Below are 15,932 nucleotides of genomic sequence, written 5' to 3' on the forward strand. Positions count from 1 at the left end.
ATCCACAGTAACAAAAACGAACATAATATTGGAGACAACATGGAATTCGACTACTCAGATCGCTGTAAAGACTTGCAAGGCCGGCTTTTGCGTTTCATGGATGAGCATATCTATCCGAATGAAAAAGCCTACAAGGAAGAAATCGATCGCAATGGCCTTGAAAAAGGCAATCGCTGGATCGCCACCCAGATCATTGAAGATTTAAAACCGAAAGCCCGTGCGCAAGGTTTGTGGAATTTGTTCCTGCCAAAATCGGTGCGTGCGCCAGAAGGCTTGTCGAATCTGGATTACGCACCACTTTGCGAAATCATGGGCCGTGTGGGCTGGGCACCGGAAGTATTCAACTGCTCCGCCCCCGATACCGGCAATATGGAAACCATAGAGCGCTATGGCAGCGAAGAACATAAAAAACAATGGCTGGAGCCACTCTTGCGTGGTGAAATCCGCTCTGCCTTTGCGATGACAGAGCCTGGCGTTGCCTCATCGGACGCGACCAACATCGAAACCCGCATCGACCGCGACGGCGATGACTATGTCATCAATGGCCATAAATGGTGGATATCTGGCGCAGGTGACCCGCGTTGTGCCGTGTACATCCTGATGGGAAAAACTGATTTCAATGCCGCCCGCCACTCACAACAATCGATGATACTGGTGGATGCCAAAACCCCGGGTATCACTGTGGTGCGCCCTCTTCCGGTCTTTGGTTATGATGACGCACCACATGGCCATTGCGAAATCCTGTTTGAAAACGTGCGTGTACCGGCATCAAATATACTTTTGGGTGAAGGCCGAGGTTTTGAAATTGCCCAGGGTCGTCTTGGCCCTGGCCGCATCCATCACTGCATGCGCGCCATAGGCGTGGCAGAACGCGCGCTGGAATTGATGTGCAAACGCCTGAACAGCCGTACTGCCTTTGGCAAGAAAATTTCGGAACAAAGCATCTGGCGTGAACGCATTGCCGAATCACGCATACAAATCGACACGGCACGTCTGCTGACCCTGAAAGCGGCGTACATGATGGATACCGTCGGCAACAAACATGCACAGGCAGAAATCGCCATGATCAAGGTACTGGCACCGAATGTCACCCAGCAAGTACTGGACTGGGCCATACAGGCCCATGGTGCAGGCGGTGTTTCTGGCGACTTCCCGCTGGCGGCGCAATGGGCCGGCAACCGCACTTTACGTCTTGCAGATGGCCCGGATGAAGTACACAGAAATGCAATCGCCAAACTGGAACTGGCCAAGCATATCAGTCTGGATGAAGATCTGGGCTTGCCGATTACCCGCTCTTAAGCAATCAAAATTTGCTAGAAGCGTGTGCGCAATTCAATCGTTTCACGAATTGCGCACACTACCCCAACCTGACATTACCGGGTACGGAAAATCACATTGACGGATTTTTTGTACATCAATGCTCCGGGCAAAGACAGATCAGTCATGGTGGGTTTGTCGCCAGCACTGGTGTTGGCTTTTATCAGCCTGGCCCCATCCAGTCCAAGTTCACTGTCTATCCGGCTTAATGCCTGCTCCGAAATCGCAGTTGGCCCCACCAGTTTGACTGAAAAACCCGTCGCCAGTTCCTTCGCCCTGTCCCGCGCATTTTCTGCCGCGCTGGCTGTCAGTTGACGCTCGATTTGCGCATAATCCGTACGTCCGAACCGCACTGAAAAATTACCCAGATAAGGCCTGGACAACAGGTATTGCGTCATTACATTCCATTGCTCCAGATTTTTGACATAGATATGAAATGTCCTGATCAGGCGGTGATGTTGCAGGCGCGGTTCATTTGCCTGCATTTCATTCGCGCTGACCAGTTTTCTGGTGTCATGCGCTTCAATATCAGTTGCAGTAATGTGATGGCTCAACAAAAATTCGAGCACTTCATTGGATTGCGTATTTAACTGCGCCAGCGTTTCGTCTGCACCAGCTTCGAAAGCAGTCAGTTCAAAATCCATCTCGGCAACATCGGCTGGCAAAGTGATCGTAGCACTGCCGTTGACATGGATAAAGGGATAGGCAGGCAATGTGCCTGCTTTTGCACCGATGGAAATCAATGCGAAAAGAAAAAATCTGAAATGACGAAGCTTCATATTTATTGATTATTTTTTTGCAGTCTTGAATTAAAAACTGGTGGCAGATTCACCACCACCAGCAAAGCCTGATACTTATTTCAATTTCCAGACATACTGTACTTTCACCCACAGCGTGGTATTTTCACCTTTTACCTGACCTGGAATCGCCTTGACGGCACAGTTTTCAAGAGCACTAGTGACCGCATTGTCCAAATCCGGGAAGCCTGTTGAGCGATCCACTTTGGCTTTTAATATCTGTCCATCAGAAGCAACCAGTACAGATGTCTGGACAACTCCCGTTTCTTCACGACGGATTGATGCCCTAGGATATTCTGGCTTGCAGTCTTTGAAATTGATGACAGGTTTCTTGTCCCCATCTCTTTCATTTGCCAATTTTGCTGCATCCATGGCTTGCTGGCTGATTTCGGCTGATGTGACTATTGCAACCGGGGCAACTGCTGCAACCGGAACATTTGCCTGAGCATACACTGCCAGGCAACTGGTGGTAATTCCCAGAATGGCAAGCGCGGCCTTCCAGTTGACGGTGCTTACTTCAGGTTTGACAAGACGTTTGATACGAGACATAAGATTTCCTCCATGTGCAGCCTGGGCTAGTTGAGGGGTTGTGAATTGGAAGTTGGCCAATTCAGAAAGTGCAAGAGCAAGGCGCCGCGGTTCGCCTGTTACTCTTGCGGCAAGATCATCCGCAATTTCTTCTCTGTCATGACGGATCTGTCTGGATATCCACCATACTGCCGGGTGATAAAACAGCAGCATTTCTATCGTGGCCTGGACCAGGTTCAATAAATAATCGTGACGCTTGATATGGGCCATTTCATGTGCCACCAGCATTTCCAGCAGATCGACCGGCATGCCAGTCAGCATAGCGCCCGGCAGCAAGATCATGGGGCGAAAAATACCCACGGCCAAAGGTGTGCTCAAATCATCCACGACACGCAGCACTACCTTGCCCTGAATCTGAAATTGTCGGCTCAGTTGATCAATGCGCGCCTGCCACCACAGGTCTGGCTTGCTGCGCCGGGGGCTTGCATAGGTACCTATCCATAGCAGACCAACACCCATGCGCATGGCCAGCAAGGCAACGCATAGCAGCCATACCATTACGATGTCGCTCAGATGCATTTCCAGCCAGGCTGACACATTCATCCAACTTGATTGATTCAAACCAAGACGAATCGGTAAATCGCTCATTGCCCCTGCTTCTGTGCTGGAATAACTGATATCCAAGCGCAAGCAAAGCTCTCTGGCTGGAAGCACCATGCAGGTCAGCAATGCCATATAACTTGCGATATAGCGCGCTCTTGTCTGAGCAGGACCGATGCACTTCAGCAGCAAGGCCAGGAACAAGGCAATCAACAGGCCTTGCCACACAAAGTGCAACAAAGCCCAGCCCAGGGCGTTGATAAGGGATGGAAGAAATTGGCTCATTTCTTTTCCTCATTCAACAATTTCTGTATCTCGGCCCGCTCCTCCTTACTCACATGCCCGCGCAGAGCGGCCATGACCAGGTCTTTTGCCGAACCGGAGAATGCCTTGTGTATCAAATCCTTCAACAGATTGGTCTGCAAGGAATCCTGGGCTTGTGCTGCCGCATAGATGTGTGAACGTTGCTCTTCATCCCTGCTAAGCAAGCCCTTGGTATGCATAACCTGCATCAGACGCAAAACCGTTGCATAACTGAGTTCTGGCCTGTCCTTGATGGCAGCCTGATGCACTTCCTTGACCGTCGCCGGTCCGGTTTGCCAGATCAGGCGCAGTAAGTCGAGTTCTGCGGCAGTAGGTTTGCGCGAGGTATTTTTGGTCATGGCTTGCTGATGGCTAGTGTTGATGTGAATGTAGAATATATGGTCTAGATTAATTTGTCTAGATCATTTTGTCTACTTTTTCCAACAGCACTAAAGCCGATAATAAATATCTCCATAAAACCTGGAAATAATATGCACTGACAATATGACGGGCAAACAGCGACAGAAAAAACGACGTCTAATGCCGCCCATGCTGGTAACTGGCATACGCAGTCGCTGCAAGCACAATGGTGGCACCGGTCAATTCGCGTATGCCTGGCATTTCATGCAGAAAAAAGTAGGCCAGCAACATGCCGTAAACAGGTTCCAGCGAAGTCATCAGACTGGCAAAACTGGTAGACAAACGACGCAGACTGAACATGAACAGGCCATGTGACAAGGCGGTAAACACCACACCCAGCAACACCAGGCCACACCAGGTCTGCGGCGCAACACCAGACATGGCACCAGATCCCAGCACCCACGGCAAAAGCACCACGGCAGCCACGCCATTTTGTAAAAATGCCAGTTTGAATGGCGGTATATGCCCTCCCTGCCAGCGATTCGCCAGCGCCAGAAATGCAAAGCTAAGCCCGGACAAAACCCCCAGCGCCAGTGCAATGACAGCCCCACCATTCCAGGATGCATCACTGACCATCACCACCATGCCGATCACCACCAAAAACGCAGCCCAGGCGTCTGATGCGCGCCTGGTCTCTTTAAAAAACCAGGGTTCCAGCAAAGCGACAAATAGAGGGAAACTGGCAAAACCCATGAGGCCAAAAGCAACCGGTGCAAAATTCAGGGACGCAAAAAACGTCAGCCAGTGAATAGCCAGTAATACCCCGCAAAGAATGACTGTCTTGGGAATGCCTCGAAAATTCAGTTGCCCCTGCAAGGCTAGTACCGGCAACAAACTCAGCGCGGCAAACAAGGTGCGCCCAAACACCAGCAATAGTGCGCCCGTTGCCAGCAGCTTGCCCAATACCCCCGCAGCACCGAAAAGAAAAACCGCTACATGCAGAGCCAGGAAGGAAGAAAACGCGTTATTTTTCATAAGATGCTGCGGCTATTGATCAAAAGGGGCAAAATCAGACAATAGCATCATAGGGCTGCGGCAGGACATTTCTGTCGCCATCGCTGGAACGCAGCCGCAACAAGGATGCGTGCAGTTCTAAAGTGCACAAAATAGTATTTACCAGCAACTGAAGCACAAATGCCGGAATCTATGCATAATGGATGTATGCTGTTTTCATCAACCATGCAAAGAGGAAAGCAATGATAGACGTTTATTCCTGGCCGACCCCCAACGGACACAAAGTACACATCATGCTGGAAGAATGCGGCTTGCCCTACCGCGCTATCCCGGTAGATATCGGCGCTGGTGACCAGTTCAAGGCAGATTTCCTGGCGATTTCGCCCAATAACAAAATCCCGGCCATCGTTGACGCTGATGGCCCTGACGGCAAACCGATTTCCCTGTTTGAATCCGGTGCGATTTTATTGTATCTGGCAGGGAAAACCGGCCAGTTCCTGGGTAAAACTGACAGGGAAAAATATGAAGCCCTGCAATGGTTGATGTTCCAGATGGGCAGTGTCGGCCCCATGCTGGGCCAGGCACATCATTTCCGCATTTATGCGCCAACGCAGATCGAATACGCTGTCAATCGTTATACCAATGAAACCAGACGCATTTATGGTGTGATTGATAAACAGCTGGAAAAAACTGCCTACCTGGCTGGCGACGAGTACACGATTGCCGATATCGCTACCTTTCCCTGGACCCGCTCTTTCGCCAATCAGGGAATAGACTGGGCAGATTTCCCACATGCCAAACGCTGGTTCGATACCATCAGCAAACGCCCTGCCGTACAACGTGGCGTTCAGGTATTGGCCGATTTACGCAAACCGCTGGATAACGACAAGGCAAAAGAAGTACTGTTCGGAAAAACACAATACGCCAGGAAATAACTTCATTCACCTGAGGGGTAGTCAATTACCGTTACAATGGGCTTACTCCTCTCTACTCTATTTCAGTATGCGTCGTCCGATAAAAAGAAATCGTTTCAAACTGGCCGCTGAAAGTCAACGCGTTGTCAATCTTGCGCTGGCCGTAGCGCAATCAGCCAGCCGTGTCGAAGACCTGGACTGGCAAGCCAGGCTGGATGCGCTGGTGACCAAAAATCTCAGGCAACATCATCAGGACATGCTGGATGCGGCTACCGAACATCTGTTTCAGTCACACCCGAATGGCTATGAAGTCTTGACCGAGACGCTGGAATCCACCAGCACCTGTGGCACCTTCGAACATGATGGTCAACCCTATACCTGCCTGCTGATTGCCGCACCAGTGCTGGCCTGGACGCGCTTTGAAATCGCTTCTGGCAGCATCCCGCCAGAGGCATTAAGCCTGCTCAGTGCGCAATTGTCTGCCCACTTGCTGGCCGGGCATACCCAGTTGCGGTTGCTGCCCAGTTTATATTCGATTGATCAATTGCCGCGCAATCATGTGGAAACCTTTGCCCTGCTGGAACGGCAGAGTGTGGCAATGCTCAAACAGGCGACAGCACCGGTAGAAGCAGAGCGTGCAAAGACCATCCCCTTTCTGGCAGACATACGCTATGTGCTGGGTGTGCTGGCCGTACCTGTTGGCAAGCCTCTGTTCCAATGGCAAACCATCGATGCGCCGTTTGATTGTGTACAGGCCAAGAGTGACGCCCTGCTGCAATGGCAACAAGAGACTGAAATCACATTCAAGCGCCTGCTGCCTGGTTGCGGCATTGAAGTCTTGCTGCCGGAATCCTATTACACGGCCTGCCGTGAGGCGGATATCAAGATACGGCCCGCCACCATACGTTCAGCCATGTTCTACCTGACCCAAACCCTGGGCAAAGAGGCAGATCAGTTCAGCATCATCATTGCCTCTTTTGGTGAGCAGGAAAACCCCGGACAGATCGATGAGTATCGCGTCAGCTTCTGCCTGCGCGATGCACCGGAAGTCGTCTACGGTGTGGTCTGGCCCCTGTATCAGGCCGAAGACCAGATCATCGCCGTCAATCTGGATGAAAATGAACAACTGGCTGGAGAAATACCCGGCATACTGCAAGAATGCGGTGTCACCGACATTATTCAGTTGGAAGAAATCTTTGCGATGGAATTTTGTGATGACTGCGGCACACCCCTGTTTGCCGATCGCGAAAGCGATCTGGTCCACACAGAAATGCCGGACGACACACCGACCCCGGGTGCCACGCATTTTCACTGATGCGAATTTTCACTGATGCGATGCGCAGATTGATGGTGCAGCATGACAGACAAAGATACGCCAACATCTCAAAACAAACAGCCCGGCAATGGAATCAGCACTGATTTACATTTCCGGGCCGGTTTAATCACAGATGCACAAGCCATCAGCGATCTGATCATGCAGTTTGCCAAAGACTTCAGCATCAATCCTGATGGTAGCGGTGCTGATTTATTTCATCAATCAGTGTCCGCTACCGCCGAGCAGTCCTATCTTGCAGACAGCCGCTACCAGTTCATCCTTGCCACGCAGGGCGAAACGCTGGCCGGCTTCATCGCCATGCGTGACCTCAGTCATTTGTTTCACCTGTTTGTATATCCTGCATTTCAGGGACAAGGACTGGCGACAGTCTTGTGGCAACGCGCCCGTCAATACGCTGTTTCCCAAGGACATAAGGCGGGCTTTACCGTTAATTCTTCTCTGAATGCCATCCCGGTCTATGAACGTTTTGGCTTCCGGGCCACAGGTCAGGTCGTAGAAACGCACGGCATCGCCTTTTTGCCCATGCAGCTTCAATTGAACAAATGAGCAAAAAACTTGTCATAAAATTGCTATAAGGCTATCACGGGCGGCAAGCTACAATACGGCTACAATCAATACTGAAACTCAATACTGGAACGTATTTCATCAATAGAGATACGCTCTGAAAAAACTGACGCATACATGAAAAAATATCTGATCACTGTTTTCTGCATTTTCACTTTTGCTGCTACCGCCGTCATCGCCAAAGACAATGGCACAGACAAGTCAGTCACCATCCTCAAAGAGATACAATCATTTGTCGTCAACAAGGATGGCAGCCATACTGAAACCGTTGAATCCTTCATACAAATCAACGAAGAACGTGCAGTGGCATCAGAATCACAGCGCCAGTGGCATTTCAATCAAAGCCTGGAAACCCTGGAATTGCTGGAAGCCTATATAGAAAAACCTGACGGCCGAAAAGTCTACGTCAAACCAGAACAGATCAAGTTGCAGCAAGAGCCGGCTTACAGCGGTGCGCCCATGTTTCAGGACATGCAGGTCAAGGTAGCGATATATCCCGAAGTAGCGGTCGGCGATAAAATATATTCAAGACACAGCAAAACACGCAAAACGGCGATGTTCCCGGGGCAGTTCAGCGACTACACACCTGGTCGTTATGTGCCTGTTAAACAACTGACTATCAATTACGACATGCCTGCCGACATGCCATTGCTTAGCCAGGCAGATGGTTTTGTCGCTACGCCGCCTGTCACCCAAAACGGCCGCACGGTATATCGCTGGGATTATCTGCCTTCAGACAATCCACGCATAGAAACATCTTCAGTCAGTTATGCCGATTTTGGAAAGCAACTGGTGGTTTCAACCTTCACGGACTATGCAAGTCTGGGTAAGGCTTATTACCAGACAGCGGCCCAGACGACCAACGCAAATGCCAAGATCAAGGCGAAGACTGCTGAAATTACAAAAGACCTCAACAATCCGCGCGATAAGGCTTATGCCATTTACGACTGGGTAAGGAAGAATATTCGCTATGTTGCCGTGTACATAGGCAATGGTGGGCTGGTGCCGCACAACGCAGATGAAATTCTGGATAACCTGTATGGCGACTGCAAGGACCACACCAGCCTGATGGAAGCCATGCTGGCCGCTGCAGGCATAGACAGCACACCAGTGCTGATCAATTCTGGCGACTCTTTTAAACTGTCGCCGATTGCCAGCCTGGGTCAGCTCAATCATGCCATCACCTATATCCCTAGCCTGAACCTGTATCTTGATTCAACTGCCGCCAACATCAATCACGGCTTTTTGCCTGCTTCAGTGTGGGGTAAACCCACCATCCTGACCAGGACAGGTGAAATTGGCAAAACACCGTCAACAGAATTTTTCAAGACCAGCAGCAATTACAAAGTCAATATCTCGACCGAAGGTGCGGCACAGTTTGAATTTAAACGCGAGGATGCAGGTCAGTTGGCCGAACCCACGCGTTACGAGCAAAGTAACTGGCGCATCAACGATCAGGAACTTGCCGTGGAAAACATATTGAAAGGCTATGGCATGACCGGCAGCGGAACTGTCGAACTCGGAGAGCTAAAGGGAACCGGAGACAACTACGCATTCAAACTCAAAGGTAAAGTCGATAACTGGACTTACCTGCCAGGCACAGTCGGCATAGCCGCCAACAGTAGCCTGTATGCAGGCATGGCCAATAGCATTTATGGTTTAACGTCTGAAGTGGAGCGCACTCAGGATTTTGTTTGCCCGGAAAACAATATCGTCGAAGAAGCCGTGTATCAATTTCCAGCACAAGCAAAAATCCTGTATATCCCCAAGGATGTCGATGTGCATACTGCTTTTTTTGAGTATCAGGCAAAATACACCCACAATAACAAGCAGGTCATCATCAAACGCACCTATAAAAGCGGCAAGGAAGGCAGCCGTGTATGCACACCCAAGGACCATCAGGCCATGCAGGCCACCATCAAAAAAATGGTGCAAGACTTGCGTAGCCAGTTCATCGTACAGGTGCAGTAGAATTTTTTGGATCATTTCCAGCCAACCGGATCAATCCTGAACAGGTCAAAAAGCCAATGCTTCTGAGCATTGGCTTTTTTTTGCATTCTCTGGTTTGGCCTGATATTGTTTATGCAACGAGGTGGGTATAAAAATCAGCCCATCAATTATCGACAAAACACGACTATCACCATTTTCAAAATCCGTTGTACAATTAGTTTTGAACGGTCGTGCTTTTTTCTGATTTTTTGCTTTTTTCATTAATTGCTTGCTGCGGCCATCATAAAACAGGAGACAACATGGATTTGAACTATACGGCAGAAGACCTCGCCTTCCGGGATGAGGTGCGTGCCTACCTGGAAGCCAATCTTCCGCAAGACCTGCAGCAAAAAGTATTGAACCACAAACGCCTGTCCAGAGAAGACTTTGTGCGCTGGCACAAGATACTGGCAAAACAGGGCTGGGTAGCCACAGGCTGGCCTGCCGAATACGGCGGCACAGGCTGGACACCGACCCAACGTCATATCTTTGAAGAAGAATGCGCCCGTGCAGGTACACCTGCCATCCTGCCATTTGGCGTCAATATGGTGGCACCTGTCATCATGGCGTTTGGCAATCAGGCGCAAAAAGATTATTACCTGCCACGCATACTCAGTTGCGAAGACTGGTGGTGCCAGGGGTATTCAGAACCTGGTTCGGGCTCTGACCTTGCTTCCCTGAAAACCCGCGCTGAACGCGATGGTGACCATTACATCGTCAATGGCCAAAAAACCTGGACCACGCTGGCCCAGCATGCCGACATGATTTTCTGCCTGGTGCGCACCGACACCGGTGTACGCAAACAGGAAGGCATTTCCTTTCTGCTCATCGACATGAAAACGCCGGGCATTACCGTGCGCCCCATCATCATGCTGGATGAAGAACATGAAGTGAATGAAGTCTTTTTCGACAACGTCAAAGTCCCGGTACAAAACCTGATAGGTGAAGAAAACAAGGGCTGGACGTATGCCAAATACCTGCTGGGCCATGAACGTACGAACATTGCTGCCGTTGGCCGTGCCAAGCGCGAATTGCAATTCCTCAAGCGTATTGCTGCCAAACATCAAAAGAATGGCCAACCGCTGATCAATGATGCCGTGTATGCCAACAAGGTCGCCAGCCTGGAAGTGGAATTGATGGCACTCGAAATTACTGTCTTGCGCGTCATTTCGCAAGACAGCGGTCGCCCTGGCCCGGAAGCATCCCTGCTCAAGATCAAGGGAACAGAAATCCAGCAAAGACTGACAGAACTGATGGTAGAAGCAGTCGGCCCCTATGGTCTGCCGTTTGACCCGGCTTTCCTCGAAGGCGAAACCGAACATAGCGTAGTAGGCGACGACGATGCAGCACCACTGGCACCGTATTACTTCAATTTCCGCAAAACTTCCATTTATGGCGGTTCCAACGAAATTCAAAAAAATATCATCACCCAGATGATCCTGGGCCTGTGAGGAGAGCACAATGGATTTCAACTTAACGCAAGAACAAAAACAGTTTGCTGATGCCTTACGTCGCTGGGTAGAAAAAGATTATGGCTTTGAACAGCGCAAGCACGTCATCGAATCTGCCGAAGGCGTGTCCGCCAAAGCCTGGGCTGATCTGGCAGAACTCGGTGCGCTGGCCCTGCCCGTTCCAGAAGAACAGGGTGGTTTTGATGGCTCAGCCATTGACATGCTGGTCATCATGCAGGAACTGGGACGCGGTATCGTTATCGAGCCCTACTTTGCTACTGTCATGGGCGCAGAGTTCTTGAAAAAATCCGGCAAACATGCTGATGTGCTGGAACAGGTCGCCACTGGCGAAATCAAACTGGCGAATGCCCTGAGCGAAAGACAGTCACGCCATGACCTGTTTGACATTGCCACCACCGCCGTCAAAACTGCCGATGGCTACGTGCTCAACGGCAGCAAGACCGTAGTGCTGCACGGTGCCCAGGCAGACAAACTGATCGTGTCGGCCCGCAGCAGCAGTGCGCAACGTGATACCAATGGCATCAGCCTGTTTATCATTGATGCTAATGCAGCAGGCGTCAGCCGCCGTGACTATCGCACCATCGATGGTTACCGTGCCGCCGATATCGCCTTGAACAATGTACAAGTCGGCCAGGATGCCTTATTGAGCGCTGTCGATACCGGGTGGGAACTGCTGGATGCCGTGGCTGACTATGGCGTCACCCTGCTGTGCGCTGAATCCATAGGCATCATGGAAGCCATTACAGCAGCAACTCTGGAATATCTGAAAACCCGCCAGCAGTTTGGTGTGCCTATTGGCAAATTCCAGGTCTTGCAACATCGCATGGCAGAAATGTTCATGGAAATGGAGCAGGCCCGTTCCATGGCCACGCTGGCAGCTGTCAAAATCGCGTCAGACAATGTGGAAGAACGCCGTCGCACGGTGTCCGCCGCCAAGGCAAGGATAGGCCAGGCCGCCAAATACATAGGCCAGCAAGCGGTGCAACTGCATGGCGGCATGGGTGTGACCAATGAATTGCCGGTTGCGCACATGTTCAAACGCCTGACCACCATCGAATTGTCACTGGGTGATACAGATCATCACCTGGCCAGATTCGTGGCACAACCCGGCTTTAAAAACGCAGCCTGATTGCTGTCAAAAAATCCCGACTGTGTTCGGGATTTTTTTTGCCTCTTATTTTGCCCCTTATTTTGCCTATTATTTACCGATTAAAGAAAACAAGGACACATCATGAGCATCAAAACAGATCGCTGGTATTTTGAAGACTTTGTTCCCGGCACAGTCATAGAACTGGGACAGCGCGTAGTAACGGAAGAAGAAATCATCACATTCGCCAGGCAATTCGACCCGCAATCTTTTCACGTCGACAAAGAAGCCGCCAGCCATTCCATTTTTGGCGGCGTCATCGCCAGTGGCTGGCATACCTGCGGCATGATCATGCGCATGGTGGTGGATGGCTTTCTGTCCAATTCAAGCAGCATGGGCTCACCCGGCGTGGATGAAATACGCTGGATATTGCCAGTACGCCCCGGCGACACATTGACAGTCACTGCCGAAACCCTGGCCAGCAAAGTGTCAACATCCAAACCAGATCGTGGCGTCATCAATACTTTATGGAAAGCCCACAACCAGGATGGCAAGCTGGTATGTACGATTACCGGCATGGGCATGTTTGGTCGCCGCCCAGCATAAGGTGCAGCGACGAAGACAGTACGAATAGTAGGAATTACTACGGCGAGGAGCTGCAACGCAGTTGCGGCGGTTTTTCGTAAGTCCTGCCCATTTAAAAGATAAAACAACGGAGACATGATGAAAGAATTCAGCAGCATAGACGAACTGAAAAACTTGATAGGCCAGGAAGTTGCCCAGTCAGACTGGGTAGAAATCACGCAAGAACGTGTGAACACCTTTGCCGACGCGACCGGTGATCACCAGTGGATACACATAGACGTGGAAAGAGCCAAACGTGAATCCCCCTTTGGCGGCCCGATCGCGCATGGCTTTCTGACCCTGTCACTGCTACCCATGCTGGTCGCCAATGCCATCCATCTCAGCTACGTCAAGATGGGTGTGAACTATGGGCTCAACAAGGTGCGCTTCCCCTCCCCTGTTCCAGTCGGCAGCCGCTTGCGCGCCAGAATGAAGTTACTGCAAATCGAAGACATCAAGGATGGCGCCCAATTGAGCTGGGAAGTCACGATAGAACGCGAAGGTCAGGACAAACCTGTGTGTGTGGCTGAATCCATTTCGCGCTGCTATTGATCCCTTAAGCACCTAAGCACATAGCACATAGCACATAAACACTTAACGCCGTATCAACCTGGTGATAAATTCATGCCCACTCCCGACACACTGCAACGTTTTATCGCCAGGGTAGAAGCCAATGCCCATGCCGCTGCATGTGAAGAATTCTATACCGAGAATTCCAGCATGCAGGAAAACCAGGCCACACCAAGGATAGGCCGTGCGGCACACGTAGCCGCTGAACATGCCGTCATGTCACGCGCCAGATCGGTGTCATCCACCTGCGTACATCCGGTATTGGTTAACGGTGACCATGTCGTCATACGCTGGATCTTCAGGTTCGAATGGCTGGATGGCAGCGTCACGCAAATGGAAGAACTGGCCTATCAGCGCTGGGAAGGAGAATGCATTGCAGAAGAGACCTTCTTCTATGATCCTGCCCAACGCATTCCCAAAAAATGAGAGGTTAAATGGATTTATCTTGAGACGCCATAAGAGACGCGCTGTCCATTTTTAAAAGTATAAAACGTAATCGCAGGTTGCTGTACATCGCCATTTACATCAAAAGAAATGACACCCGTAACTCCATTAACTTTAATGTTCTTCATGTACCGCTGGTAGAGCTGCGGCTCAACCGAATCAGCATGCTTCATGGCCATGGAAAGGGTGTATACAGCATCATATGCATAAGGTGCATAGATCTGCAAATCCAAACCAAAACGATCCTTATATCTGCGTTTGAATGAATCCAGTCTCGCGACACGATTGGTTTCAACACCACCTGATACTGCGCAAAACACCTGATTATCCTGTATTACGCCCTTAGTTTGCTGAGCTAATTCAGCAGTGCAAATACCATCACTACCAACAAACCTGGCATTCACCCCTTGCGCGGACAATTGTTGAATCAAAGGTATGGCCTGATTATCCATACCACCAAAAAATATCATATCAGGAGTGCTGTTTTTGATTGCCACGATCTCGGCATTGAAAGAGCGTATGCCACTACCTATCGACTGGGTATTGACGACAGCAATGCCCAGTTGCTCGGCCTTGCGTTTAAATGCGTATGCAACACCTGTACCAAAAACAGTGCCATCATCAATAATCGCAATTCTTTTCGCTGCCAGATGTTTTGTGAGAATTTTTGCCATAAGACCTGCCGTGACTTCATCATTTGCAACCATGCGGTAAGTAGTACCATACCCTTGACTGGTATAACGTGGATTGGTTGCAGACGGTGAAATTTGCGGGATCCCGGCCTGAAAATATATCTTTGACGCTGGTATCGTTGTGCCAGAATTCAAATGTCCAACAACACCCTTCACCCCTGAATTGACAAGGCGTTGTGCAGCACTGATTGCTTGCCTGGGATCGGCACCATCATCTTCAGCAATAAGTTCAAACTTGGTAAGCTGGCCTCCGATAACAATATTTAACTCATTCAAATCTTGAATTGCCAGCCGCGCGCCATTTTCGTTGTCACGTCCCAAATGGGCGATAGGCCCTGTAAGTGGGCCAACATGGCCAATACGCACCAAATTAACACCAGGTTTTGTCGCAACTTGTGGGTTCACCAGTAGAATGCCAGGTACTTTCGCTGCTTGCGGGTTTTCTGGCGCGTTGGCTACTGGCGGCGCAACGGGCGATGGAGTTGGCGCTGCTGCCGGAGTCTTTGCAGGTTTCACCGCGTCCTTGCCCTTACCATAAATCAGGTAAACCGCACTATCAGCCAACTCGGCAACATCTTCTCTGGATTTAACGGTTTTTGAAGCTGACTGCAGCAACTGGTCTCTGACAAGCCTGGTGCTGGCGATCATGGCTAACAGATATTGGACCTTGACCGCATAATTGACGTTTTGGGCGACCTCACCCTTAATTAGAGTGATTTTATCGTTAAGCTTGGCCGAGACTATGCCGATAACAGACCCCCGGCTATCCAGCAAGGGGCCGCCAGAATTACCTGGCTGTATGGGGGTACTGATTTGAAAAAATCTGACATCACCACCAAGGCCACTTTCGGCAGTGATGGAACCATTGGTAAACTTGGATTCGTAACCTTGAAAATCGATATTGGGAAACCCTAATGTGGATACTTCGGAGCCTTTACGAACTCTGGCATTGTTTTCCAGGAACAATGGTGTCGTCGGATGATTGATGCTTAATATCGCCAAATCGTTACTGGGATCCACTGCGACGACTTCCGCCGTGTATCCTTTTTTATTTTGATCAAAAGCCTTGATTTCATCCAGACCGTCAATCACATGGAAATTTGTCGCCAGATACCCATTTTTTGTAATCGCAAATGCGGTGCCAGATGAGGAAAACTCGCCAGCTCTGGCATATGCTTCACTGCTCATTAACAGCACCATGGTGCTCAATACTGATATGCCAATCGTCACTACTCTACTTTTAATAAGTGAATACATATTCTCGTTTTTTTATTAATGGCGACGCGAAGATATTGTCTGATAGACCAGACTAGAGTATTGC

16 protein-coding genes are annotated in these 15,932 nt (G+C 50.1%); 10 read left to right on the top strand and 6 right to left on the bottom strand.

Annotated elements, in window-relative coordinates; genetic code table 11:
• Positions 1-39: 39 nt before the first annotated feature.
• Positions 40-1,299, top strand: a complete 1,260-nt coding sequence (locus H8L32_RS01225) for an acyl-CoA dehydrogenase family protein (RefSeq protein WP_186945334.1) — start codon at positions 40-42, stop codon at positions 1,297-1,299.
• Positions 1,300-1,373: 74 nt separating this feature from the next.
• On the opposite strand, the gene H8L32_RS01230 is transcribed toward H8L32_RS01225, so the two are convergent.
• The 4 genes from H8L32_RS01230 to H8L32_RS01245 form a co-directional block, all read right to left on the bottom strand.
• On the bottom strand, positions 1,374-2,096 hold the full coding sequence (locus tag H8L32_RS01230; protein WP_186945335.1) for an SIMPL domain-containing protein: 723 nt from the start codon (positions 2,094-2,096) through the stop codon (positions 1,374-1,376).
• A gap of 75 nt (positions 2,097-2,171) precedes the next feature.
• The gene (locus tag H8L32_RS01235) at positions 2,172-3,527 is read right to left on the bottom strand and encodes a M56 family metallopeptidase (RefSeq protein WP_186945336.1); all 1,356 of its coding nucleotides are present in this window, start codon (positions 3,525-3,527) and stop codon (positions 2,172-2,174) included.
• Positions 3,524-3,904 carry a BlaI/MecI/CopY family transcriptional regulator gene (locus tag H8L32_RS01240; RefSeq protein ID WP_186945337.1) on the bottom strand — a complete coding sequence of 127 codons (381 nt, stop codon included), beginning with the start codon at positions 3,902-3,904 and terminating at the stop codon, positions 3,524-3,526. The genes H8L32_RS01235 and H8L32_RS01240 overlap by 4 nt, the downstream gene beginning before the upstream one ends.
• A 178-nt stretch (positions 3,905-4,082) precedes the next feature.
• Positions 4,083-4,940, bottom strand: coding sequence for a DMT family transporter (locus H8L32_RS01245; RefSeq protein WP_186945338.1), 858 nt, complete (start codon positions 4,938-4,940; stop codon positions 4,083-4,085).
• 221 nt (positions 4,941-5,161) lie between these two features.
• Between H8L32_RS01245 and H8L32_RS01250 the strand changes: the two genes are divergently transcribed.
• From H8L32_RS01250 to H8L32_RS01265, 4 genes are all read left to right on the top strand, one after another.
• Positions 5,162-5,854: a glutathione binding-like protein gene (locus H8L32_RS01250; protein WP_186945339.1), complete on the top strand. Its 693-nt coding sequence runs from the start codon at positions 5,162-5,164 to the stop codon at positions 5,852-5,854.
• 67 nt (positions 5,855-5,921) lie between these two features.
• Positions 5,922-7,148, top strand: coding sequence for a DUF2863 family protein (locus tag H8L32_RS01255; protein WP_186945340.1), 1,227 nt, complete (start codon positions 5,922-5,924; stop codon positions 7,146-7,148).
• A gap of 42 nt (positions 7,149-7,190) precedes the next feature.
• Complete coding sequence (locus H8L32_RS01260) at positions 7,191-7,715, top strand: GNAT family N-acetyltransferase (RefSeq protein WP_186945341.1); 525 nt, start codon at positions 7,191-7,193, stop codon at positions 7,713-7,715.
• A 135-nt stretch (positions 7,716-7,850) separates the two neighbouring features.
• The gene (locus H8L32_RS01265) at positions 7,851-9,704 is read left to right on the top strand and encodes a DUF3857 domain-containing transglutaminase family protein (protein ID WP_186945342.1); all 1,854 of its coding nucleotides are present in this window, start codon (positions 7,851-7,853) and stop codon (positions 9,702-9,704) included.
• Between the two features lie 45 nt (positions 9,705-9,749).
• Here H8L32_RS01265 and H8L32_RS01270 read toward each other — a convergent pair whose 3' ends face one another.
• A complete protein-coding gene (locus H8L32_RS01270; protein WP_186945343.1) occupies positions 9,750-9,944 on the bottom strand; it encodes a hypothetical protein in 195 nt (64 codons plus the stop codon).
• 38 nt (positions 9,945-9,982) lie between these two features.
• On the opposite strand from H8L32_RS01270, the gene H8L32_RS01275 reads away from it, so the two are divergent.
• From H8L32_RS01275 to H8L32_RS01295, 5 genes are all read left to right on the top strand, one after another.
• A complete protein-coding gene (locus H8L32_RS01275; protein WP_186945344.1) occupies positions 9,983-11,173 on the top strand; it encodes an acyl-CoA dehydrogenase family protein in 1,191 nt (396 codons plus the stop codon).
• A 10-nt stretch (positions 11,174-11,183) separates the two neighbouring features.
• Positions 11,184-12,323 (top strand): acyl-CoA dehydrogenase family protein, encoded by a 1,140-nt coding sequence (locus tag H8L32_RS01280; protein ID WP_186945345.1) that lies wholly within the window; start codon positions 11,184-11,186, stop codon positions 12,321-12,323.
• A 102-nt stretch (positions 12,324-12,425) separates the two neighbouring features.
• Positions 12,426-12,887 (top strand): MaoC family dehydratase, encoded by a 462-nt coding sequence (locus H8L32_RS01285; protein ID WP_186945346.1) that lies wholly within the window; start codon positions 12,426-12,428, stop codon positions 12,885-12,887.
• Positions 12,888-13,004: 117 nt separating this feature from the next.
• Positions 13,005-13,457, top strand: a complete 453-nt coding sequence (locus H8L32_RS01290) for a MaoC family dehydratase (RefSeq protein WP_186945347.1) — start codon at positions 13,005-13,007, stop codon at positions 13,455-13,457.
• A gap of 72 nt (positions 13,458-13,529) precedes the next feature.
• Positions 13,530-13,901, top strand: coding sequence for a nuclear transport factor 2-like protein (locus H8L32_RS01295; protein ID WP_186945348.1), 372 nt, complete (start codon positions 13,530-13,532; stop codon positions 13,899-13,901).
• 14 nt (positions 13,902-13,915) lie between these two features.
• Here the strand turns inward: H8L32_RS01295 and H8L32_RS01300 are convergent, their stop codons facing one another.
• Positions 13,916-15,868: an ABC transporter substrate-binding protein gene (locus tag H8L32_RS01300; RefSeq protein WP_186945349.1), complete on the bottom strand. Its 1,953-nt coding sequence runs from the start codon at positions 15,866-15,868 to the stop codon at positions 13,916-13,918.
• Between the last annotated feature and the right edge of the window lie 64 nt (positions 15,869-15,932).

The organism is Undibacterium hunanense, assembly GCF_014284335.1.
In the GTDB taxonomy this organism is placed as follows: domain Bacteria; phylum Pseudomonadota; class Gammaproteobacteria; order Burkholderiales; family Burkholderiaceae_D; genus Undibacterium; species Undibacterium hunanense.